Annotated in this window: 23 protein-coding genes and 2 pseudogenes; 12 read left to right on the top strand and 13 right to left on the bottom strand. The window is 66.5% G+C overall.

Annotated features, from left to right (window positions below):
• The first annotated feature begins 127 nt into the window (after window positions 1–127).
• Entirely contained in the window at window positions 128–1081 is a 954-nt protein-coding gene (gene bla, locus PSR88_RS00810; protein ID WP_016884203.1) for a class A beta-lactamase, read from the top strand.
• A 164-nt stretch (window positions 1082–1245) separates the two neighbouring features.
• Here the strand turns inward: bla and PSR88_RS00815 are convergent, their stop codons facing one another.
• Both PSR88_RS00815 and PSR88_RS00820 read right to left on the bottom strand, forming a co-directional pair.
• A complete protein-coding gene (locus tag PSR88_RS00815) occupies window positions 1246–1566 on the bottom strand; it encodes a hypothetical protein (RefSeq protein ID WP_009472723.1) in 321 nt (106 codons plus the stop codon).
• Between the two features lie 356 nt (window positions 1567–1922).
• Entirely contained in the window at window positions 1923–2177 is a 255-nt protein-coding gene (locus PSR88_RS00820) for an ester cyclase (RefSeq protein ID WP_237724178.1), read from the bottom strand.
• Between the two features lie 77 nt (window positions 2178–2254).
• Here PSR88_RS00820 and PSR88_RS00825 point away from each other — a divergent pair.
• From PSR88_RS00825 to PSR88_RS00840, 4 genes and pseudogenes are all read left to right on the top strand, one after another.
• Window positions 2255–2413, top strand: a pseudogene (locus PSR88_RS00825) (hydroxyquinol 1,2-dioxygenase); the annotation flags it as partial.
• Between the two features lie 146 nt (window positions 2414–2559).
• The gene (locus PSR88_RS00830; RefSeq protein ID WP_009472727.1) at window positions 2560–3309 is read left to right on the top strand and encodes an SDR family oxidoreductase; all 750 of its coding nucleotides are present in this window, start codon (window positions 2560–2562) and stop codon (window positions 3307–3309) included.
• Between the two features lie 59 nt (window positions 3310–3368).
• Window positions 3369–3830, top strand: a complete 462-nt coding sequence (locus tag PSR88_RS00835; protein ID WP_011593492.1) for an RrF2 family transcriptional regulator — start codon at window positions 3369–3371, stop codon at window positions 3828–3830.
• Window positions 3831–3899: 69 nt separating this feature from the next.
• On the top strand, window positions 3900–4094 hold the full coding sequence (locus PSR88_RS00840) for a hypothetical protein (RefSeq protein ID WP_005246414.1): 195 nt from the start codon (window positions 3900–3902) through the stop codon (window positions 4092–4094).
• A 53-nt stretch (window positions 4095–4147) separates the two neighbouring features.
• On the opposite strand, the gene PSR88_RS00845 is transcribed toward PSR88_RS00840, so the two are convergent.
• Both PSR88_RS00845 and soxR read right to left on the bottom strand, forming a co-directional pair.
• A complete protein-coding gene (locus PSR88_RS00845; RefSeq protein WP_009472729.1) occupies window positions 4148–4450 on the bottom strand; it encodes a hypothetical protein in 303 nt (100 codons plus the stop codon).
• A gap of 170 nt (window positions 4451–4620) precedes the next feature.
• Window positions 4621–5061, bottom strand: coding sequence for a redox-sensitive transcriptional activator SoxR (gene soxR / locus PSR88_RS00850; RefSeq protein ID WP_009472730.1), 441 nt, complete (start codon window positions 5059–5061; stop codon window positions 4621–4623).
• A 50-nt stretch (window positions 5062–5111) separates the two neighbouring features.
• On the opposite strand from soxR, the gene PSR88_RS00855 reads away from it, so the two are divergent.
• Entirely contained in the window at window positions 5112–6539 is a 1428-nt protein-coding gene (locus PSR88_RS00855; protein ID WP_016884201.1) for an MFS transporter, read from the top strand.
• On the opposite strand, the gene PSR88_RS00860 is transcribed toward PSR88_RS00855, so the two are convergent.
• The 4 genes from PSR88_RS00860 to PSR88_RS00875 all read right to left on the bottom strand — a co-directional run bounded on the left by PSR88_RS00860 (window position 6518) and on the right by PSR88_RS00875 (window position 9911).
• Complete coding sequence (locus PSR88_RS00860; protein ID WP_009472732.1) at window positions 6518–7354, bottom strand: HpcH/HpaI aldolase/citrate lyase family protein; 837 nt, start codon at window positions 7352–7354, stop codon at window positions 6518–6520. The two genes, PSR88_RS00855 and PSR88_RS00860, sit on opposite strands and share 22 nt — an antisense overlap.
• Window positions 7355–7484: 130 nt before the next feature.
• Complete coding sequence (locus tag PSR88_RS00865) at window positions 7485–7772, bottom strand: hypothetical protein (RefSeq protein ID WP_016884200.1); 288 nt, start codon at window positions 7770–7772, stop codon at window positions 7485–7487.
• A gap of 67 nt (window positions 7773–7839) precedes the next feature.
• Window positions 7840–8577: a transglycosylase family protein gene (locus PSR88_RS00870; RefSeq protein WP_016884199.1), complete on the bottom strand. Its 738-nt coding sequence runs from the start codon at window positions 8575–8577 to the stop codon at window positions 7840–7842.
• Window positions 8578–9059: 482 nt separating this feature from the next.
• Complete coding sequence (locus PSR88_RS00875) at window positions 9060–9911, bottom strand: LuxR C-terminal-related transcriptional regulator (protein WP_016884198.1); 852 nt, start codon at window positions 9909–9911, stop codon at window positions 9060–9062.
• Window positions 9912–10034: 123 nt separating this feature from the next.
• On the opposite strand from PSR88_RS00875, the gene PSR88_RS00880 reads away from it, so the two are divergent.
• The 5 genes and pseudogenes from PSR88_RS00880 to PSR88_RS00900 all read left to right on the top strand — a co-directional run.
• The gene (locus tag PSR88_RS00880; protein ID WP_016884197.1) at window positions 10035–11639 is read left to right on the top strand and encodes an acyl--CoA ligase family protein; all 1605 of its coding nucleotides are present in this window, start codon (window positions 10035–10037) and stop codon (window positions 11637–11639) included.
• Between the two features lie 82 nt (window positions 11640–11721).
• On the top strand, window positions 11722–12453 hold the full coding sequence (locus PSR88_RS00885; protein ID WP_016884196.1) for a hypothetical protein: 732 nt from the start codon (window positions 11722–11724) through the stop codon (window positions 12451–12453).
• A 241-nt stretch (window positions 12454–12694) separates the two neighbouring features.
• Complete coding sequence (locus tag PSR88_RS00890) at window positions 12695–14098, top strand: phenylacetate--CoA ligase family protein (protein WP_029539642.1); 1404 nt, start codon at window positions 12695–12697, stop codon at window positions 14096–14098.
• A gap of 116 nt (window positions 14099–14214) precedes the next feature.
• On the top strand, window positions 14215–14532 hold the full coding sequence (locus tag PSR88_RS00895; protein ID WP_016884194.1) for a chorismate mutase: 318 nt from the start codon (window positions 14215–14217) through the stop codon (window positions 14530–14532).
• Between the two features lie 173 nt (window positions 14533–14705).
• A pseudogene (locus PSR88_RS00900) lies at window positions 14706–15137 on the top strand (UPF0182 family protein); the annotation flags it as partial.
• Between the two features lie 215 nt (window positions 15138–15352).
• On the opposite strand, the gene PSR88_RS00905 reads toward PSR88_RS00900, so the two are convergent.
• The gene (locus tag PSR88_RS00905) at window positions 15353–15829 is read right to left on the bottom strand and encodes a DoxX family protein (RefSeq protein WP_029539641.1); all 477 of its coding nucleotides are present in this window, start codon (window positions 15827–15829) and stop codon (window positions 15353–15355) included.
• 54 nt (window positions 15830–15883) lie between these two features.
• Between PSR88_RS00905 and PSR88_RS00910 the strand changes: the two genes are divergently transcribed.
• Window positions 15884–16810 (top strand): LLM class F420-dependent oxidoreductase, encoded by a 927-nt coding sequence (locus PSR88_RS00910; RefSeq protein WP_020476854.1) that lies wholly within the window; start codon window positions 15884–15886, stop codon window positions 16808–16810.
• A gap of 11 nt (window positions 16811–16821) precedes the next feature.
• Here the strand turns inward: PSR88_RS00910 and PSR88_RS00915 are convergent, their stop codons facing one another.
• From PSR88_RS00915 to PSR88_RS00930, 4 genes are all read right to left on the bottom strand, one after another.
• The gene (locus PSR88_RS00915; protein ID WP_016884191.1) at window positions 16822–17208 is read right to left on the bottom strand and encodes a hypothetical protein; all 387 of its coding nucleotides are present in this window, start codon (window positions 17206–17208) and stop codon (window positions 16822–16824) included.
• A gap of 157 nt (window positions 17209–17365) precedes the next feature.
• Window positions 17366–18418 carry an RNA polymerase subunit sigma-70 gene (locus PSR88_RS00920; RefSeq protein ID WP_029539640.1) on the bottom strand — a complete coding sequence of 351 codons (1053 nt, stop codon included), beginning with the start codon at window positions 18416–18418 and terminating at the stop codon, window positions 17366–17368.
• 94 nt (window positions 18419–18512) lie between these two features.
• A complete protein-coding gene (locus tag PSR88_RS00925) occupies window positions 18513–19010 on the bottom strand; it encodes an SMP-30/gluconolactonase/LRE family protein (protein ID WP_063711562.1) in 498 nt (165 codons plus the stop codon).
• A gap of 4 nt (window positions 19011–19014) precedes the next feature.
• Window positions 19015–20214: a serine hydrolase domain-containing protein gene (locus tag PSR88_RS00930; RefSeq protein WP_050787447.1), complete on the bottom strand. Its 1200-nt coding sequence runs from the start codon at window positions 20212–20214 to the stop codon at window positions 19015–19017.
• Window positions 20215–20507 lie beyond the last annotated feature (293 nt).

Here is a 20507-nt window from a genome sequence, read left to right on the forward strand (position 1 = left end):
CCATCTCGCGACGCCATCGTTTCCCGGGCACAAAACGTTGCCCTGAACTGGGGTGATAGCGCGCCCGACTCGCGATGACGCCGCTTTCGTCTTTGCGCTATGAGTGTCCGCATCCGACATTGGATCCATGTCCACCCACCGAAATCATCCGAAGCCCAGGCGCACCGGTCGCCGAGGTGCCGTCGCCCTCGCGCTGGCTCTGCCCTTGCTGCTCGGGGCGTGCACGGCCACCGCGGAGCAAGCCCAGCCCACCACATCGGTGGCCGCGATATCGGATCGCCGGTCCCTCGACGCGACGATCGACGCCCTGGAGGCGCAGTACTCCACGCGGATCGGAGTGACGGCCGTCAATCCCGCGACCGGCGAGGTCTACAGCCACCGGGGTGACGAACGGTTCGCGATGTGCTCCACGTTCAAGGCCTACGCATCCGCGGCGGTTCTGCGCAAGACCGAGGACGGGTCGACGTCACTCGACAAGACGGTCGTGATCGAATCCGGCGACCTCGTCGAGAACTCGCCGGTCACCGCCGCAGCGGTCGGCGCCCCGATGACGTTGGGGCAGATCGCCGAAGCCGCGTTGACGCAGAGCGACAACACCGCCGGGAACTACCTGCTCCGGGAGATCGGCGGGCCGCAGGCGATCACCGCCCTCGCCCGGGACGTCGGCGATGGGGGCACACGGCTGGACCGGTGGGAGACCGAACTCAACACCGCATTCCGCGACGACCCCCGGGACACGACGACACCGAACGGCCTCGCGCAGGGTTTCCGGGCGCTGCTCCTCGGAGATGCCCTCGACACGGCGAGCCGCGATCAGCTTCTCGAGTGGATGCGGGCGAGCAAGACGTCGGACAAGCGAATGCGCGCCGGTCTGCCGACCGGGTGGACTGCCGCCGACAAGACCGGTGGCGGCGGGTTCGGCACCGCCAACGATGCCGGTGTCGCGTGGAGTCCGGACGGCGCACCCCTCGTCCTCGCCATCCTCACCGACAGCCTCACCAATCAGCAGGACGCGCAGGGAAACAACCAGGCGATCGCCGACACCACCGCGGCCGTCATCGAAGGCTTGACTGCGCCGTGAGCCATCTGAGCAAGGCGCGGGGAGCCGGCCGACCTGTGACGGCCCGACTCCCCCGCCGCCGAAGGCTACGGGCGACGGCAGTCTCGTGCACCCGTACCAAACCTCGCTCTCGACTGCACAGGTGACCCACTAGCTGGTGCGTCGAGGTGCGGAGCGAACTGCCGCTAGCTCACGACGTCGTGACCGCGCATCGCCCGGCGCAGCGGCCTTTCCGTCTTGGCGACGCGCCGCCCGGCCACCGTCAACATCGGGCGCGGAATGCCGATACCCATCACCGGCACCCCTGTCACATACCCTTCCCGGTAGAGGTAATTCGACGCATCGGCCACTTCGTCCCGGGTCAGGGGCGCGGGCGCCCAGCCAACGGTCTCACCGATGGCATCCGCGTCCAGAATCGGACTTCGGTACCCTTCCGTGGTCTTCGCGAGAAGCCAACGCAGAACAGCGTCACGAACCGCCCATTGACGATCGGTAGCTGCATTCACATTTCAGTCCTCCGGTAGATGCCGTTGATGCTTGCATGCACCATAGCCACCGCCCAGGAATAAGCAAGTTCGTGAGCGTTCCTGCGGTTCTTGGGATCTCACGGAAGGATGCTTCCAGCTCGGCACCACGTTCGAGTCGGATACCGAAGTGGACTTATCCACTTTCCTGGGTATGGTCGGGATCAGTTCGTGGTTGCCACTTCCGAAGATGGAGCGACAATGGCTGACAAATCCGCCGTCAAGAGTTCGAACAGTCCGCACGCGCACTCAAGGAGCGCCGGGCGGAGAAGCGGGCGAAGGCCCAGGAGTCGACGGCGATCATCCGAAAGAGGAAGGGCTGAAGTCGCATTGAAGGTTCACGACGTGCTCAGCTGGCGATGAAGCGCACCACCGTCCCCATAGTCGGTGCTGGTAATGATGCGGTTGCCTTTCACTTCCAGCATCTGCACTCCGGCCAGGTGCACACTCCGCCCTTTCGGCTCGTACGGGCCCAGGCGGCCATTCAAGTGGCCGGATAGTGCGTAGGTCACCGCCGCACGGTTGCCATCGATGAGCGTGTCATCAAGGTTCGAGACCGGCGGCGATCTTCTCCGGTGTGCGATGGTCCGCACCGGTTGCGATATCGCGGTGCCGACATAGCGGAGCGTAGAGCTTTGCGACGTCCGCGGGGCGGTGGGGCGACCCGTAACTCGAACGCGGGGACAGCGTGTTCGGTGTGAAGGACTCGCTGATCAAGAACTTCGTGGAGCAACCCCCAGGGACACCCATCCCCGATGGGCGCCGCATCGGCGACCGGCATTGGTCTCGATGCGGGCTCGACATAGTCCATGCACCAGAACAGATTTGATTCTCGCCGTCGGTGCATGCATAGCTCTGCCACGAAGGACGAGGAGGCCTACCCCGGCCCGGCGCACGGAACGTACACAACCCTTGACTCGGACACCTACCATCCGAGTAAACTCGGACAATATAAATCCACGTTAGGAGACGGGTATGAAGATCGTCATTTTCGGAACCGGACTGATCGGGAGTCAGGTCGCATCAAAGCTGACCGAGACCGGTCACGACGTCGCTGCACTCGGTCGCGGCGACGGCATCGACACCACCACCGGCAAGGGCGTCGCGGAGGCTGTGGAGGACGCCGACGTCGTCGTGGACCTGACCAACTCGCCGTCATGGGAAGACGACGACGTCCTGGCTTTTTTCCGCGAATCGACGAACCACCTGCTCGCCGCCGAAGAGGCGGCAGGCGTCCGGCACCATGTCGTCCTGTCCATCGTCGGCGCCGACCGGCTCCCCGACTCCGGATACATGCGCGCCAAAGTCGCCCAGGAGGATCTGGTCAAGTCCGGCCCCATCCCCTACTCGATCGTGCGGTCGACGCAGTTCTTCGAGTTCATCGCCGGTATCGCCGACGCAGGCACTGTCGGCGACACGGTTCATGCGACCCCGGCACACCTTCAGCCGATCGCCTCGCACGACGTCGTCACCCGGGTAGCCGAAGTCGCCGTCGGCGCCCCGCTCGACGGCACGATCGAGATTGCCGGGCCGGAACCGCTCGGCATCGATGCACTCGTTCGACGGCTGTTCGCGGCGACCGGCGACCAGCGGACCGTGACCACCGACCCCGACGCCGGCTATTTCGGCGCCAAGCTCGATGACGCTGCGATCACACCGACACCCGGCGCCAATGCCTGGATCGCACCGACCACGCTGGACGAGTGGTTGCGCGAACACGCCTGACACGATGATGCAGTACCACCCCACAACACCGACACAGGGGCGTGGATAGAGTCGTGACCATGAAGCTTTCCGGCGGCGTGGAGTGGGCACTTCACTGCTGCGTGGTTCTCAGCCAGGCCGAGAGCCCGGTACCCACGGCCCGGCTGGCCGAACTGCACGGTGTGTCGAAGACCTACCTCGCCAAGCATCTACAGTCGCTCGCACGTGCCGGCCTCGTCCACCCCACCGAGGGGCGCGATGGCGGATACGTCCTGACCCGCGCACCCGAGGCCATCACCGTCCTCGACGTCGTCCAGGCCGTCGACGGAACCGAGCCCGCCTTTCGGTGCACCGAGATCCGCAGGCAAGGAGTGCTCGCCGCCCCTCCAGAGCAGTGCCGCTCCGCGTGCGGCATCGCGAAAGTCATGGCCGGTGCCGAACAGGCTTGGCGCGCATCACTATCGAGTGTGACGATCGCCGACCTCGGCGCAACGATAGACCTCACCGTCCTCAAACACATCTTGGCGACGTCTACGACCTGAGGTCACCCGCGGCAGACGGAACGCGAGATTCCTGACTTCCCCCACCGTGAACCGCCCTACGATCGATGGATGGAGACCGGAACCGACGAGACCAAGACCTGTTCGTTCTGCCGCGGTCCGATCGGATACGAGATCAAGGACGCTCATGCGGGCTTCGCGTCACTGCCCCCGGGTAAGCGGTATCGCGTCTTCCACTGCATGAATCGATGCCCACGATCGGCGCCGGACGGCCTCGAATGCGGACACCGCCACGAATACCTCTGACCCGTCCGTCAATGCTCGCCGGGAGCGTTCGGCCCAGCGGGGTCATGCCCTGCTCACCCGCGTGAGAGTCCGGGCTGAGTCTGAATCTGTCCGGGACCGCCCTTGAAACCGCCGGCCTTGCCCACCGTCCATTCCCCGTCCGCACCGCACACCAGGGCGCCGTTGCGGTCTCCGGGCTTGCCATACGTCACTGTCTCGTTGCCCTGCGAGTCCGTGTTCACGATCGGGCACGGGCCACCGGTGGGCCCGTTCGGGCCGATCGGCTCGGCATGCGCAACGGACGCCGCCCCGAAGGCACTCAGGACGGGAAGAGCAGCGAAGGCGACAGCGGCAATGGTGCGGCGGGCGTTGATCATTCAGTATCTCCAAGGGATGGTCGGATAGTGCTTCGTTGACAGGTACAACTCTGCCCACTCCAGCGCCCGAACTGAACCAACCCTCGGGGGGCTTCGCGGCACCCCTGGGATGGAATCACCCCACCCTTACGGAGATCGATCGCGACATACCGACGTCCGGGATCGGGTGTTCAGAGCCGGTTCGGACCCGAACCTTCCACGGCGAGTTGGTCTTCGGGATTGAGCAGATAGCACGCCTTCATCGACAGGCAACCACACCCGATGCATCCGGTGAGCTCGTGTTCGAGACGCTCAATACGCTTGCGCTGATCCTCGAGCTGCACCCGCCACAGCTTCGATACGCGCTGCCAGTCGCGGATCGACGGCATCCGGTCGGCCGGGAGCGTCTCGAACACCGCTCCCACGTCGGCCAGTGGAATCCCGAGCCGTTTGGCCACCACGATCAGCGAGATCCGCCGGAGCATGTGCCGTTCGTACCGGCGTTGATTCCCGGACGTCCGCGTCGACGCGATCAGTCCGAGCTGCTCGTAGTAATGGAGCGCCGAGACGGCCACACCGGTCCGACGGGACACCTCCCCCACCGACAGCAGATCCTTCGGATCCAATGACATCACATCCGCCCCTTGACCTCGAGTCCACTCGAGATTTTAGCGTGGTGTGCATGACATCGACCGCCCCGTCACCGGCCAGCTGGTCCGAACTGCTCGGACCCCGTTACCGCTCCACCTCCGCCGTCCTCGCCGGCGGTGTGGGACTGCACGCCGTCAACATCTTTCTGACGACGAGCCTGCTGCCCACCGCCATCGGCGAACTCGGGCGCGAATCGCTGTACGCGTGGAGCGCGACCGTCTTCATGGTGGCGTCCGTGATCTCGTCGATGACCGTCAGCCGGCTGCTCGCACATCGCGGGGCGCTCGGTGCGTACCTGTTCGCCCTGGTTCCGTTCTTCGTCGGCACGATGATCTGCGCCGTCAGCCCGTCGATGGAGGTGCTCCTCGTCGGACGAGCTGTCCAGGGGGTCGGTGGGGGCCTGCTCGCGGGGCTCGGTTACGCGGTACTGCGCGAGGCGCTACCGGAGCATCTGTGGGCCCGCGCGACCGCGCTGGTCTCGGCGATGTGGGGCGTCGGAACCCTGGCCGGACCGGCGATCGGTGGGCTGTTCGCGCAACTCGGCCAGTGGCGTCTCGCGTTCGTCGCCCTGGCAGTGGTCACCGCCGCCATCGCCGTGATCGCGCCCCGGGCGTTGCCGCGAACCGAGCGTGTGCGTGGCGGAGAACCCGTGCCTGCCACGTCACTCGTCCTGCTCACCCTCGCGACGATCGCAATCAGCGTGGCGAGCATCGTCGGCAACCGGACCCACATGCTGGCGCTGATCGCGGTCGGTGCCGCGTTCATCGTTCTCTTCCTGGCCTGGGAGCGGCGATCACCGCGCCGGGTGTTGCCGCAGTCGACGTACACCCGGGCGTCGTCCCTGAAGTGGATCTACCTCACCATCGCGGTGCTCGCGTCCGGCACCGTGTCGGAGGCCTTCACACCGCTGTTCGGTCAACGACTCGCCGGACTGGTGCCGTTTGCCGCAGGATTCCTCGGCGCCATGATGTCGGTGGGATGGTCGGCAACCATGATCTTCAGCTCCGACATCTCCCGCCAGCGTGCGCAGACGGCGGCGAAGATCGCCGGACCTGCGGTCCTCGCCGCCGGCCTGCTCCTCACGGCGGCACTCTGGCGTGACGCCGCCGGACCGGTCACGGTGATTCTGTGGGCGGGCACCCTGGCCGTCGCAGGTGCCGGAATCGGCCTCGCTTTCCCGCACCTGATGGTCGCCGCCATGCGGAGCACCGACGACGAGCAGGAGGGAGCGAAGGCCGCGGCCGGGCTCAACACGGTCGAGTTGATCGCTATGGCCGTGGGATCAGCCGTCGCCGGTGTACTGGTCAATCTCGGTGCGCCCTCGACCCTCGCCTCCGCACGACTACTCTTCCTCGGCCTCGGCGTCATCGCGGCGGTCGGCGTGGTCACCGCGTACCGCGCGACCCGGCAAGCCGAGCGCGAGGACGCCGGACGGCCCTACGTCCGCGACGCGAAGTGAGCTGCGCGACGCAGAATGTCGTGGGCACGGGCGAGCTGCGGCGGATGCCCGCCGTGGGTAACACGACTACCGTCCGCACCCAGACGCGCGATCGTCGTTTCGGCCCAGGAGATATCGTTCGAGTCGGGTGCCAACGCGGTGTTGATCACCGGCACCTGCTCAGTAGCGAGGGTCAGTTTTCCGGTCATCCCCATTTCACGAGCCAGTCGCGTGTCGTCCCGTACGGCCTCGGCGTCGAGCGACAGTGTCGGTCCGTCGATCGGGGCTCCGATCCGGGCAGCCCGGCTCGCATTGACGAGCCGGGATCGGGCGTACGCCAACGCCATCGGGGTTCGCCCGGCACCGGTGTCGCGGCAGTAGTCGCCGATCCCGAACGCGAGACGAGAGACGGGAGCGGTGCGAGCGATGTCGTCGGCTGCCACGATCGCGGCCGCGGACTCGACGAGAGCGACCACCGGAATACCGGGAATCCCTTCAGCGGTGTCCCGTACCTGTTCGGGCGATTCGGTTTTCGACAGCATCAGCCCGCGCACTCCGGGCAGGCCGCGGATCGCGTCGAGGTCGCGCTGCCAGTGCGGGGTGGTCGCGTCGTTGATCCGCACCCAACCTGCATTGCGTGCGAGCCACTCGGCGGTGCGGGCGCGCCCCTCGTCTTTCGCAGCGAATGGCAAACCGTCCTCGAGGTCGATGACCAGCGAGTCGGCGCCGGACGCAGCCGCCGCCGCGAGGACCTCGCTCCCGACTGCGGGAACCAGAAGCCAACTCCGCGCCATTGCGACGCCGACCTCGCTGCGCTGGGCTGTCTCGACACTCATTCTGCTCTTCCCTCGGCCATACCGAGGAGTCTGCGCGCGGCCGGGAGGCGACGCACTCGACGAAGCGGAGTGCGCCGACGGTGTCCGGTCACCGCTTCGTCAGGTGCGCCTCCGATCCGCGCAGTCCACCTCAGAAGTCGAAGCCCCAGGAGGCCGGATTGAAGACGACGCGGTACCAGACGTTGGTCGGTTCATCGAACGTGCACGGCACGATCACGGCTCCCGACGTCTGTTCGAGCGCCGCGGCCTTCCCGCAGAAGTACTCCGCGCCTTCACCGGACATCTCGGCACGGTAGACGGGGCCGATGTGCCATGGTTCGGCACTCGCGGTTCCGGCCCCGACGGTGGCTCCGAGGACGAGGGGCGCGGACAGTATCCCGACCAATGCTGCGGTACGCCGAGCCGACTTCTTCTGCACGGGATCTCCTTCGTAGGCGACGACACGACAGTTCTGTGTGATTAGTTCGCACAAGAACCGTCGGACGTTACCGGGGAGCCGACGCCCGCTCCTCGAACACCTGACCCGACCCGTTCTGCTCGGCAAGTTCACGCGCGCTGTTCAGCGCTTCCTGGGCCGCCGCCTTCACCGCTGCCTTCACCGCGGCGGAATCGTCGACGGTCGCAGGCGCTTCGACAACATCCGGCGTCTCGACAACATCCGGCGTCTCGACAACATCCGGCGTCTCGACAACATCCGGCGTCTCGACAACATCCGGCGTCTCGACAACATCCGGCGTCTCGACAACATCCGGCGTCTCGACAACATCCGGCGTCTCGACAGCATCGGGCGTCTCGACGAGGTCAGGAGTCTCGACAGGGTCGGGAGTTTCGATGGCCGGTGCAGGTGCAGGCGTGGTGTGGGGTACCTCGACGGGCGCTGTGCCACCCTTTTTCAGATACTGTCCGCACACGGGCCACGCGCCGGGGCCCTGGGTCTTCAGGACGTTCTCGGCGACCCGGATCTGCTCGGCCTGACTGGCTTCCGAGGCCACGCCCGTTCCACCGTTGGCCTTCCAGGTTTCCGGTGTGAACTGCAGTCCGCCGTAGAACCCGTTTCCGGTGTCGGTGGTCCAGTCGCCGCCGCTTTCGCACTCGGCGACTTCCTCCCAGTCGTGCGGGGCGCCTCCGGCGGTTCCGGCGCCCAGCCCGAGCAGAACGGTGACGACCGCGCCGATCAGGGCGATCCAGCCGAGGGTGTACTTTTCCATGTTGCGAGTGGTCATGCTGGCTCAATCCTCTCCGCGCGTGCGGACGCGGCGTGCCGGCGACAACGCCTCGGTTGTCGGCCGTCCCTTTCGGTGCCTCGTCCCGCGCCTCGAAGGTGTCGGGATTACGAACCCGCGTCGGCAGATCTGCAGCGGCGGGCCCCCGAACGTGGCCTCCTCCCGAAATTCACACGGCATGAACAAGGTACGGATGTTCGACTATTGAGAAACGCGAGTGAAAATTGTGCTGTTCTGAGGTTTCGATACCGTTTCGACGTCATGTCGTGACAATTCCGTAATGCGTTGGGCGGGCAGGCGAATGCCCCAGCGGCTCACTCATTCCCGCCCCACGGCGTGGTCTCGATTTCGACACGGCCCAGCGCGGCGAACCTCCGCGGCCCGCAGGCGTGGCGGCAGACGCCGCCGTCCCCCGATCCGAACGAGATGAGCAGCCCTCGACAGCAAAGCATCTCGACATCATTCACCGAATTGGTGACGGGTCAGGGAAGCAAACCCTGACGTCGGGCTTCCACAACAGCTTCCTGCCTGCTGCGTACCTCCAACTTGCCCATGAGATTGCGCATGTACGACTTGACGGTCTCGACGCTCAGCGACAGCCGGTCGGCGATCTCGGCATTGCGGCACCCCAGCGCCACGTGCGCCAGGACGTCACTCTCACGCCGCGACAGCGTCATCGTCGGTGGGTCGCCCGGCGCGGTAAGTCGGCGCAACTTCTGCTCGACCGCCTGCACCTCGGCGCCGAGACCGTCGTCGCCGAGCCTGTCCGCGATGTCGCGAAGCGCGAGGTAGCTCTCGGTGATCGCTTCCGACACGCGCACGTCTCGCGGAACGCCGCGATCTACGCCGCTCGACGCGGCGAGCATGGCGAGCCTGCGGTCGACTTCGTCCCGGATGTCGAGCTCGCGCGCCAGCCTGGCCGCCCCGCGCATCACCCGGTCGGTCACCCGGTCACCGAGCGGGCGGTTGGCGCGCAGTCCCCCGTAAAGGGTGCCGCGCGTGCGGCCACGAACCACGACGGGGACCGCGAGCAGGGTTTCGATCCCCTCGGCGCCCACCTGGACGTCGTACTCGTGCGTGATCGACTCCGAGTTCGAGTAGTCCTGGATCCCGATCGGGCGCTGCTCCGCGATGGCGCGACCGCCGACGCCGCACTCCGCGTCGATGACGAGGTCGCGCAGGATCGTGCTCCGTGTTCCCACGAAGCCGGACAGCGTGAGATGCCCGCCCTCGACCGTGCCTCCGAAGAGCACCGGAAAGTCGGTCTGCCGCCGTAGGTCGCGTAGTTCGGCGCGGATCGCGTCGGTGTCGCTGGGTCTCAACGTGTCGTTCACTGGCACTCTCATATTCGGCAATACCCACTTCGGAGGGTAGCGGTGCCGGCCTGACGTTCCCTAACGTCATCCGGGGCGTGTAGCGCCCGTCACAGTAGTCTCACCACATCTCGGAGGTTTCCAGTGTCCGGACCGACCCTCTCGACCGCAAACCACACACCGCTCAGCCCGCTGCGCTTCCTCGAGCGCTCGGCGAGCGTGTTCCCGGACCGGATTGCCGTCGTTCACGGCGACCGCCGCTACAGCTACCGCGAGTTCGGCGACGAGGTCGAGCGACTCGCCCGGGTCCTGCGGAGCCGGATCGAGCCCGGCGACCGCGTTGCATTCCTGTGCCCGAACACCCCCGAGATGCTGTTCGCGCACTTCGCGGTGCCCCTCGCAGGCGGCGTCCTCATCGCGCTGAACTCGCGGCTGGCGGGCCGCGAACTGGAGTACATCCTCGAGCACTCCGGAACGAGCCTGCTGTTCGTCGACTCCGAACTGGTCGGATCCGTCGCGACCGCCCGCGAGGCGGTCCCGAGTCTGCGCGAGGTGATCGAGATCCCCGACTCGACGATCGCGCGGCCGATGGTCCCGGAGGGGATCGTGACCGGGATGTACGCCGACTTCCTCGCCGCCGCGGACGACGTGGACGGCACCCCGCTGCACTGGGGTGTCGACGACGAACAGCAGGTGATCGCGATCAACTACACGTCCGGAACCACCGGGAAACCGAAGGGCGTGATGTACACGCACCGCGGTGCCTACCTCAACTCCCTCGGCGAGACGTTCCACAACGGCTTCACCGGGTCCACCAAGTACCTGTGGACGCTGCCGATGTTCCACTGCAACGGCTGGTGCACCCCGTGGGCGGTCACGCAGGCCGCCGGCACCCACATCTGCCTGCGGGCGGTGCGAGCCGATGCGATCTGGGACGCCATCGACACCCTCGGTGTCACTCACCTGTGCGGCGCTCCCGCGGTGTGCTCCACCATTGCCGAAGCGCCCCAGGCACATCCGGTCGACGCCCTGCGGATCACCACCGCCGGGGCACCGCCGTCACCGACGGTGATTGCCCAGCTGGAGGCGATCGGCGTCACCGTCTTCCACGTGTACGGGCTGACCGAGGTCTACGGGCCGTACACGATCTGCGAGTACCAGGACTCGTGGAGCGATCGGACCGCCGAGGAGCGTGCGTCCCTGCTGTCCCGGCAGGGCGTGGGCATGGTGCAGGCGGAGAACGCCCGCGTGGTCGACGCGCAGATGAACGACGTGCCGGCAGACGGCGAGACCATGGGGGAGATCGTGCTGCGCGGCAACAACGTGATGCTCGGCTACTACCGCGATCCTGAGGCCACTGCGGAAGCGTTCGCGGGTGGCTGGTTCCACACGGGCGATCTCGGCGTCATGCACGCGGACGGTTACATCCAGCTCAAGGACCGCGCGAAGGACATCGTCATCTCCGGCGGCGAGAACATCTCGACCGTCGAGGTGGAGCAGGCGATGATGACGCATCCCGCCGTACTCGACGTCGCGGTCGTCGGTGTCCCACATCCCAAGTGGGGTGAGCGGCCCAAGGCATTCGTCATCGTGAAGGAGGGGGCCACCGTCACGGCCGAGGAACTCGTCGAGCACACCCGTGGGCGCATTGCGAAGTTCAAGGTTCCCGACGAGATCGTCTTTCCCCTCGAACTCCCCCGCACCCCCACCGGGAAGGTCCTCAAGTTCGAACTTCGAAATTCGAACTGACGCATCTCGCAGGCAGCGCTCGGCGCGGAAACGGAGAACAAAACCTTCCAGTCGGACTTTTTCTATGGCATCGTAACGATCCATGGGGGAACCAGGAGTCGACGCGTTCGCCATCTTCCACGCAGCGAACCAGTGGGTCACACCGATGGTGGCGCTCGACTACGACGTCGAACCCGGCATGCAGCACCGCCTGCTGCGGAAGTTGGCGGGGCGCGGATGGCGGGATCCCAGCCCCGTCTTCGACGGCGTCGACGGCGTGACGTCGCCAGTGCTGTCGTTGCGATCGCTCGACGGGCGCACCCTGTTGATCGAGGATGACACGGACGTTCTCTTCGAGGGCGTCGTCGTGCCCCCACACGGGTGGATCGACGATGTTCGAGCCCTCGGCGCGGTCGGCGTGATCGCCGGAGCGGGCATCACCTCGATGCCCGACTGGGAACGGCAACTCCCCCGGTTGGCCCGCGAGAGCGAACTGCTCGGTTCCGTCGCCACGGTTACCCTCACGAACGCCTTCGGCAGGGAAGATGTCAACGCGTTTGCATACGAGGTGATCTCGGCGTTGCGGCCGATGCTCCCTGCCGAGGCGCTGCACGACGCCGGCTTCGCGCTCGAGGACGACCGGCCCCACCGCGCGGTCATCGAGGTCGTCGCAAGTGCGGCGAGACACCAGGTGGTCGTCCCCGCACGAATATTCGACCTGGTCCACCGACGCGCCACGGACCGCACCTCGTTCGGGTGGCGGGAGTCCCGAATACTGAGGCGGCTCCTGCGAAAGGTTCGCACCGACGAACGCGCACCGAACGCCGAAGTCTGAGGGCCCGAGTAGTAACGCGACTGATTGCTTCGCCACTACTTCTTCCCCGGTGTCATCGCATCCGCCACACTCCGCTCGGCACAACGAGAACTACCCCCAGGCCGGGGGCTCCGACCCGCCGGGAGACATGTGGGCACCGAGCTGGGCTCGCGCACACCTGACGATCGATGCGTCGCTGTGCGAAACTCGAAAGGGCACGCACGAGCGTGGTGCGCCGAACCACCGTGATGCGGAGGGCGTCATGTCCCGATCGGTTGCCGGAGGTGCTTCGGAAGACGCGGAGCGCAGGGCGTACGCGCGTGTGCGCGCCGGCCATGTGAATGCGGTTCACGCCGCCCTCGAGGATCACCTGGGACGCCTGGACTGGCCGAGAGATCAGATCGAGCGCTACCGAACCGACCGGCTGCGGGCCCTCCTCGCGCACGCACGCGAGCGGTCGCCATTTCACGCCCGGAGGCTTCGTGATCTCGATCCGTCCTCGGCCTCGCTCACCGACCTGGCAACGCTGCCGATGATGACGAAGCGGGACGCTCAGGACGAGTGGGATGCGATCGTCACGGTGCGCGACCTCGATCGCGAACGTGCCGAACGGATTCTGGCCGAGCAGCAATGGTTTTCGTACACGTCGGGCGACGAGCAGATCTTCAGCTCGGGTGGGTCCAGTGGTGTCCGGGGCGTCTACGTCTGGGATTGGCAGTTCTACGTTTCGGCGGCGTGCCTTGCCTGGCGGGTACAGGCGCGCGAGGAACGGCGGGCGTCGTCGGTGCGGTCTCCCGCGCGGCTGGCCGTGCTGGCGGCCGGTGTCCCCCCGCATGCGAGCACGCCACTGTTCGACGTGCCGACCGCACCGGGAATGGAGACCGTCGTGATCCCGGCGGGCGCACCGTTCGACGAGATCGTCGCCGCGGTGGCCGCGGCCCGGCCCACGCATCTGGTGGGCTACGCGACGGTCATCGGGCGACTTGCCCGGGCCACGGTGGCGGGTGATCTGAAGATCAGTCCTGTGCGGGTGAGCACAAACTCCGAACCCCTGCTGGAGGAGGATCGGCAGGCCATCCGCGACGCCTGGTCGGTGCCGATCCACAACCTCTGGGGGTCGACCGAGATCGGCGTGCAGGCCGTGGGTTGCGGATACGGCGAGGGCCTGCACGTGTGTGAGGACGAGGTTGTGCTCGAGCGTGTCGATGACAGTGGTGCTCCGGTCGCAGCCGATGCGCCCGCGGCGCGAACGCTCGCGACGGGTCTGGCCAACCGCACGTTTCCCTTCATCCGATACGACCTCGGAGACCAGGTCACGTTGCTGCCCGGTGGGTGCGCGTGCGGAAGCGCGTTCGCACGCGTCGCCGACATCGGTGGGCGGCGCGACGACGATTTCCGGTACGGAACGACGATCGTGCCCGCAAGCACTTTTCGCTACGTCCTCGGTGCAGATCCGCGTATTTCCGAGTACCAGGTCCGACAGACCGCCGACGGAGCGGAGATCTTCGCGGTCGGCGACCCCGACGTCGCCGCCCTGACGCCGGCTGTCACGGCGGCATTGCGCCGGCAAGGTGTGGCCGATCCGCAGGTCCGGATCGAAGTGGTCGACCATCTGCAGCGTCATCTCGCGAGCGGGAAACTGCAGCGGTTCATCGCACTGCGATAGTCCGCAAGTGCCTCGCGGGAAGCAAGGGGTCGACGATCCGCACCCCAGGGTGTCTGTCGTCACCGCCACTCCGGTCCGACGATGGTGGTACACGATCACACAGTCGAGGAGCAACGATGACGGACACGGATTTCGGGGCGGTCACCGAAAACGCAGCGGGCGCATTGCCTGCCGCCACTGATCTGAGTCGCGTTCACGCCGAGATCGCTCGCCTCGACGCGGAGATCCTGGACGCGGTCAATCGCCGTCTCGCTCTCGCGCAGTTCGCGGCCCGAACCCGAATCGAGTCCGGAGCGCCGATGGTCGCGCTCGGCGGAGAGACGGACGTGATCCGCCGCTATCAGGACGAGCTGGGCCCCCGTGGCTCGCTGCTGGCCCTGGAATTGCTCCGGCTCGCGCGGCCACCCTTCTCGTCGACGTACCGAACTCGGTAGCCCCACCCATTCTCACCTCGGTCGATACCGAGCACGAGAGCAGTGCCCAGCAGTCACCATGACGCTGGGCACTGTTCGCCTGTCCAGCGCAATCCGGGACGGCACCCATTTCTCGTGGTGCCGGACGTGTAGCCGCGCCACGGTGCGACGCGTTGCGCCCGTCGAGATGGGCGCCGGTACTGCAAACCTGGATGAACGTGTTCCCCGGAACCGTGGAACCGGAAGCGTCCGTCACGAGGAACTCCGCGCACACTTCCGCTATCCCGAGGACCTGTTCACCGTCCAACGCGAGATGATCGCGAAATATCACGTCGACGATCCCCGCGAATTCTTCACCACCAACGCCTTCTGGTCGGTTCCCAGCGACCCGATCGTCGACGACAATCCCCACCAGCCCCCCGTTCGACGTCCTCGTCGGGGACCGGGGCACCGCGCAGCCGTCGTTCCGGCCGGCCGGCGCCATCGTCGGACACAACCGAGAATTCCTCTCGTCGTACATCTCCGCGCACTCCGACCCGGAGAACTACGGAAAGATCAGCGTGCTGCAGTTGCCCACCGACACGCTCACCCAGGGCCCGCAACAGGTTCAGAACTCGGTGATCTCCCACTCGATGTCGGAGGAATCACCACCCCGGACCGTCCGACGGCGGATGCGACCGCGCCTGTCGAGCTGAAGGCGGCACTCGAACAGCTCCGCGACGCCCAGCGGCGGGGCGACTTCAGTGCGTTCGGTGCCGCCCTCGACCGCCTCCAGCACGCGGTCGATGCCTACCTCACCTCCGGCGGATAACGGTCACCGCCCCGGCTCACGAGAAGCAGTTCAGGCGTTCACCTCACGCAATTCGGTGGTAGGTCCTTGTTCGCCGGCGGTGCCCTCGTCGCCGTCGCCCGACTGCGCCGTGCGCCCACCGCGAGCAATGAGGCGATCGAGCGAGAGAGCGCCGGCGCCGAGGAAGATCATCAGGAACAGGGCCCAGCAGAAGATGGCCGAGAGCTCACCGTTGTCCTGGATGGGGAGCACGCCGTCCGGCTGATGACTCCAGAAGTAGGCGTACGCCGTCGAACCCGAGGCAATGAACGCGGCGATTCGTGTCCCCAGGCCGAGGAACAACGCGGCGCCACAGACGAGTTGGATGACTGCGCCCCACCAACTCGGCCAGGCACCTACCGCTGCGGTATGCCCTCCATGAGGTGCAGTCGGCCACGCGAACAAGGTCGACGTGCCGTGGCAGAAGAATAGGAAGCCGATAACCACACGAAAAGCAGCGACGGCATAGTCGACCGCGCGGTCCCGGATTCACTCACCGCATTCGGTCACCGGCCGAGCCACTTCGGGTGCATCGTGAAGGCCATGCGTGATTTCAGATTCTCGTTCAACATCTTCGGCTTCGAATCCCGCGACGCCCTTCTCGACCGTTGTCGACTCGGCGAGAGCGCCGGCTACGACACCGTGTTCGCCGCGGACCATCTCGGCGCCCCGGCCCCGTTTCCGCTGCTGGTGGCCGCCGCCGACGTCACCTGCTTACGTGTCGGAACCCTGGTGCTCAACGCACCGTTCTGGAATGCCGCCCTACTCGCCCGTGAGATCGCGACGACGGACGTGCTCACCGACGGAAGGCTCGAGATCGGACTCGGCGCCGGACACATGAAGTGGGAGTTCGACGCTGCGGGTATCGAATGGAAAGCCCTCGGCGGACGGGTCGAACAGTTGTCCGAGATGGTCGATGGCCTACGCACCTTCTTCACCGCGGATCTCGACGAGCTACCCGAGGGCCGCGCCCTGCCACGACCGTTGCAGCGGCGCGGATTCGGCGGCTCGGGCCCACCGCTGATCGTCGGCGGCACCGGGGACCGGGTGCTGCAGATCGCGGCGGCACACGCAGACATAGTCGGTGTCGCGGGGGCATTTCAGATTCCGGGCCGGCCACCGGGCACCTTCCGCCTCGCCACCGCAGATGAAACGGCCGAGCGAATTCGCTTCGTACGGACACACGCCGGAGCGAGAGCCGAAGACATCGAGTGGCATCTATTGGTTCAGCTGGTCGTCGAGACGGACGACCGCCGGGCCGCGGCCAACGAGATCGCGGACCGGCTCGGTGGGACGATGACGGTCGACGACGTCCTCGACACCCCGTATGTCCTCGTGGGAACCGTGGACGAGATGGCCGCGCAACTCCGACGCCATCGGGAGCGCTACGGTTTTTCGTACATCACCGTCCATGAACCGTATCTGGAGCTGTTTGCACCCGTGATCCGTCAACTCCGCGAACAGAGTTGACGGACAACGACTCACGGCGTGTTGATGTATTCCTGGATGGCCTGTTGAGCCCGGGGGTTGCCCTGTCCGATACCGACGATCGCGCCGGTGATCGCCCCGATCGGTGTGCCGATGATGCAACCGGCGAGACTGCCGGGGAACATCGAGATACATCCGACGCCGAGACCCATGAGCGCGCCGATCGCCGTCCCGGCCGCTCCCCCGTTGGCCCAGCCGACGCCGAGCTCGTTGAGCATGTTCTCGAGGGCCTTCTGCTTGTCGACCTCGTGCCTGCCGGGGATCGCCAGCGCAGGCGTTCCCGTGTTCGGTACGACTGGGTCGGCGTGGGCCGTACCCGCCCCGAGTGTCACCGTCGCTGCGACGAGGACCGACGCTGCAGATTTCTTGATCAATTTCATCGCGATCCCACCCTGCTGAAGAAGGAAAAACCGGTTCCGACTGTAACCTGCGGCTGCATCATCGGTGGCGAAACCGCAGCATCGGAAGATGCTACCGCGGCGATTGCCCGCCTGCACGGGTGCCGACGAATGGCGCACGATGGTCGCCGGCCCCAGATCAGGGCAGCGATTCGGGCAACCCGAAGGGGTCGAAATGCTCCGGCCCGAGGAACGAGGTCAGGTCCGCGATCTTGGTGCCGCGCAGGGTCAGCACGGTGATCGACCAGCGCAGGTGGGTGCCGGCGTCCTCGTCCCACAGGTAGAAGGCGACGGCGGGCTGACCGTTCGCACCGACCGGGAGGTGACGCCACGAACCGCACCCCGTGAGCGGGACCCGGACCGCGAAATCGGTGACCGCGTCGAGACCGCGGTACCAGTGCGCCATCGGCGGCATCGACCAGGTGACATCCTCCGTCAGCAGGGCAACCAGGGCGTCGGCATCACCGCGTTCCAAAGCAGTGGAGTACCCGGCGACGATGGCACGCAGACGCGCGTCGTCGATCTCTCGCACAGTGCGCGCCTGCGTCACCGGCGGAATTTTCTCGGCGACGATCGTGCGTGCCCGCTGCAGCGCGCTGTTCACCGACGCCGTCGACGTGTTCATGGTGTCGGCGATCTCGGCGGCGGAGAAACCCAGGACTTCGAAGAGAAGCAGGGCCGCACGCTGATTGCCCGGCAGATGTTGCAGTGCCGCAACGAATGCCAATTCGACGGCCTCACGTTGCTCGTAGCGTGCGGCCGGCCCCGCTGAACCGGCGGTCAGACCCGCGTCGGCGTACGGCCCCAGCCACGCCACGTCCGTGAGCGGGACGTCACCGATGACAGCACGATCACTGGACGGACCCAGGTCGACGGGCAGCGCCCGCCTACCGCGCGATTCGACAGCGTCCAGGCACGTGCGCGTCGCGACGGTGTACAGCCAGGAGCGCAGCGTGCTCCGACCTTCGAACCGCGCGAAACCCCGCCACGCCCGCAGCAGGGCATCCTGCAGCGCGTCGTCGGCGTCGTGACTGGAGCCGAGCATGCGGTAGCAGTGGGCGTGCAGTTCGCGGCGCAACGGTCCGACCAGGCGGGTGAACGCGGCGTCGTCTCCGTCGCGGGCCCGCGCCAGGTCGGCAGCCTCGGCGTCTGCCGCCGCCGCGTCGGGGGTTCGTGCGGACATGTCGGTCACAAGAAACGATTCTGCCCGACCGCCGGTGGTCGGACCCACTCCTGTTCGCGAACACCGGTCCACCGCTCTGCGGCGGGGCGCGAGCACGCGTGCGTCACCCAACCCGACCGGTGACCTGAAGTCGTGCCACAGGAACTCGCGCCTCTGCGACGGGAAGTCCCTGCACGTCGACGTCATGACGCAACAGAGCGCCCGGCGTCGTGATGTATATCGCCGTTCCGGAAAAGGCGAGCGAGGACACGAAACGCCCTGCCAGGTCGATCAGCTCATCGAGGACTCCGTCGGCGCTGAATCGAGCGATGCCGCCGCTGCTGCCCAGGGCCACCCAGACGCAGCCCTCGACGTCGACCGGGAGCCCATCACATTCACCGCGAGGAGCATGAGCGAATGCCGAGGCCCCCTGCGGGCCCAGAACGCGGACACGCGAAGCGGCGAACTCGGCGACGTAAACCCTCGTTCCGTCAGGTGAGATGCCGATACCGTTCGGCCACAGGAGGTCGTCGCGAACAACACGCACGAAGCCTCTCGGTGAAATTGTGCAGCAGTTCCTCCAACAACCCTTCTGCTTCGAACAGGAGCTCCACAACCACACCGCATCACCTGGTGGTGGTCGGGGCTGGTGTGGGCGCCAGGGACAACCCGGCGTAGATCTCGTCGAGAACTGTGGGCAGCAAGGCGTTCGCCGTGGTCTTGCCCTCCGGTGACAGGGTCAGGTTCGTCCAGATCACCAGCGTGACGTCGTTGTCCGGGTCGTAGCCGATGAACGAGTTGAAACCCGGCAGCTCACCGCCGTGGTAGTACATCGAGGCGTTCGGCCCGAAACGCTGATAGCTGATGCCGTACCCATATTGCTGCCCATCGGGTGTGCTCGGGTCCTCCGGTTGCAGGCTGTGGAGCCATTGCTGCTGGTACTCGGAATTCAGGACGTTGCCCGACACCAGTGCCCGGATCCACGCGGTCATGTCGTCCGCCGTGGAGATGGCGCCGCCGGCAGCGGTGGCGTAGGAGGAATTCTGGTTGGTGTAGTCGAGGGGTTGGAGTGTCCCCGCCCGTGCGGCGGCCTGCATGTCGGCGGGGTACTCCTCGTCGACCATCGCGAAGGACGATTCGCCGTACATGTACCCGTGTGAGTAGCGATCCGGGATGGTCGCGGCGTCGGCGGCGGCGGGAAGCAGGGTGTGCTGCAACCCGAGGGGACCGAACAATCGATCCCGGAATTGCTCGGTCAGCGGTCGCCCGCCGACCTTCTCGGCGATCAGACCCAGCAATGCGTAGTTGGTATTGCTGTACTCGTAGGAGGTGCCCGGCGGGAATTCCGGCGGGTGCCGGAACGCGATCTCCAAGACCTCTTGCGGCGTCCAGACCTTCGCCGGGTCGGTATCCAGAGTGGCCGCGAGTTCGGGCGAGTTCGTATAGTTGTACAGCCCACTGCGCATCGTCAACAGCTCTGCGACGGTGATGTTCTCGCCGTTCGGCACATCGGAAACGTAGGCGGACACCGGGTCGCCGAACTCGAGCTTGCCGTCCTGGGCGAGAAGCACGATCAGCGCCGCGGTCATGGTCTTGGTGTTCGACGCGATCCGGAAGTGGGTGTGTTCGTCAGGCGGCGTCTGCACGCCCAGTTCGGTCGTACCGACCACGGCGCCGAAGTTCCCCTGTGGGGTGCGGAGCTGCACCACCGCACCGGGCACGAGCAGTTCCTGGGCCGCAGCGTTCACGGCTGCCTGGAATGCAGCCGGATCGATGGGTTTCAGCGCCGACCCCGTTGAGGCGGCCGCGGTGGTCGTGGCGGGCAGTGCACCGTTCGACGTCTGCGAGGTCGTCGGCTCGGAAGTGGTCGAGCAGCCCGCGATCACGACGGCAACGCCCACTGCGAGCACGACACGGGTGGTTCTCAGTGTGCGGTGACGACCCCCTCCGGCCGTCCGGCTCGGCACGTTCTCCGCCGGGGAATCCCTCATCGTCGGCACACCGCCTCTGCGGCTGAGTTCGATACCGCCTATGAGCGGGTATCGGCTGGGCAGATCTCCTTGTGCATCGTAACCCCGATGCCCACCCGCTCCTTCGACTTCACCGGAACAATCCTGCT

The organism is Rhodococcus sp. DK176, assembly GCF_038447315.2.
Classification (GTDB): domain Bacteria; phylum Actinomycetota; class Actinomycetes; order Mycobacteriales; family Mycobacteriaceae; genus Rhodococcus_F; species Rhodococcus_F jostii_A.

Coding starts and splice junctions, on each gene's coding strand:
- bla (WP_016884203.1), top strand. CDS start 128: ATGTCCACCCACCGAAATCATCCGAAGCCCAGGCGCACCGGTCGCCGA.
- PSR88_RS00830 (WP_009472727.1), top strand. CDS start 2,560: ATGAAGATCGTCATTTTCGGAACCGGACTGATCGGGAGTCAGGTCGCA.
- PSR88_RS00835 (WP_011593492.1), top strand. CDS start 3,369: ATGAAGCTTTCCGGCGGCGTGGAGTGGGCACTTCACTGCTGCGTGGTT.
- PSR88_RS00840 (WP_005246414.1), top strand. CDS start 3,900: ATGGAGACCGGAACCGACGAGACCAAGACCTGTTCGTTCTGCCGCGGT.
- PSR88_RS00845 (WP_009472729.1), bottom strand. CDS start 4,450: ATGATCAACGCCCGCCGCACCATTGCCGCTGTCGCCTTCGCTGCTCTT.
- soxR (WP_009472730.1), bottom strand. CDS start 5,061: ATGTCATTGGATCCGAAGGATCTGCTGTCGGTGGGGGAGGTGTCCCGT.
- PSR88_RS00855 (WP_016884201.1), top strand. CDS start 5,112: ATGACATCGACCGCCCCGTCACCGGCCAGCTGGTCCGAACTGCTCGGA.
- PSR88_RS00860 (WP_009472732.1), bottom strand. CDS start 7,354: ATGAGTGTCGAGACAGCCCAGCGCAGCGAGGTCGGCGTCGCAATGGCG.
- PSR88_RS00870 (WP_016884199.1), bottom strand. CDS start 8,577: ATGACCACTCGCAACATGGAAAAGTACACCCTCGGCTGGATCGCCCTG.
- PSR88_RS00885 (WP_016884196.1), top strand. CDS start 11,722: ATGGGGGAACCAGGAGTCGACGCGTTCGCCATCTTCCACGCAGCGAAC.
- PSR88_RS00890 (WP_029539642.1), top strand. CDS start 12,695: ATGTCCCGATCGGTTGCCGGAGGTGCTTCGGAAGACGCGGAGCGCAGG.
- PSR88_RS00895 (WP_016884194.1), top strand. CDS start 14,215: ATGACGGACACGGATTTCGGGGCGGTCACCGAAAACGCAGCGGGCGCA.
- PSR88_RS00910 (WP_020476854.1), top strand. CDS start 15,884: ATGCGTGATTTCAGATTCTCGTTCAACATCTTCGGCTTCGAATCCCGC.
- PSR88_RS00915 (WP_016884191.1), bottom strand. CDS start 17,208: ATGAAATTGATCAAGAAATCTGCAGCGTCGGTCCTCGTCGCAGCGACG.